The sequence below is a fragment of the Nocardia sp. CWNU-33 genome (genome assembly GCF_046764895.1).
Taxonomy (GTDB): Bacteria; Actinomycetota; Actinomycetes; order Mycobacteriales; family Mycobacteriaceae; genus Nocardia.
In genome coordinates, this window is record NZ_JBKOQN010000120.1 from 1 (window position 1) to 939 (window position 939).

The following is a 939-nucleotide window of genomic DNA, read 5'->3' on the forward strand; positions in this document are numbered from 1 at the left end:
CATACGGGATCATCATTTGGATCAGTGGCCCGATGCCGAACGCGTACACCAGTGTTGCGATGCCGATGCTGCCTCCCAGCACCCAGCCGGCGGCCAGCACCGATACCTCGATCCCGGTGCGCACCCATCGCACCGACCATCCGGTCCGCGCAACCAGTCCAGTCATCAGTCCATCCCGCGGACCTGGACCCATTCCCGCACCGATGTAGAGCACCGTCGCGACCGCATTCAGCACCACCGCTGCAGTCATTGCTGTCACTCGCAGCGGAATCGAATCCCACGCGGGCAGCATCCACAACCCGGCATCCACCGATATCCCGATGACCACCACATTGCTCACCGTGCCGACACCGGGGCGCTGCCGCAACGGAATCCACGCCAACAGCACCACCACCCCGGTCACTGCTGTCACCGCTCCGAAGCTGATCGGCACATGTGTCGCCACACCCTGGTGGAACACATCCCACGGATCCAACCCCAAACCAGCACGAATCATCACCGCCATCGACAACCCGTACAACCACAACCCGACATACAACGCGACCAACCGGCGAACCAACATCAACCCAGCATGCCGATCACTGGACCTTGAAAACAGGTCCACTTGCCAACTGCTGGACCCTCGATGTCGGCATGATGCTCAACCACTCGGGATGGTATCTGCCCCTGCACGGCATCGCCGTGCACCGGCCATCATGACCTGTTTGGTACATGATCACACCGACCATTGATGGTGTTGTGGATGCGGCTACTCGTTGAGGTGGAGGCATTCATGAAGGTACGAATCACAGGCACCGGAGCATCGGTTCCGAACCTGGTGATGACCAATGAACGCCTACTCGACATGTTCCCCGGACCACGTAACAACCCTTGGACGCCAACGGAATTCGAGCAGAAGACCGGCATCAGGCAACGTCGATTCAGCGTCGATCTCGACGA

The 939-nt window shown here is 60.0% G+C and carries 1 protein-coding gene; it reads right to left on the reverse strand.

The window, feature by feature from the left end; all coding sequences use genetic code 11:
- A partial coding sequence (locus ACLMAL_RS39645) for a YczE/YyaS/YitT family protein (RefSeq protein WP_412003774.1) occupies nucleotides 1-562 on the reverse strand: 562 nt, incomplete at its 3' end.
- Nucleotides 563-939: the final 377 nt, after the last annotated feature.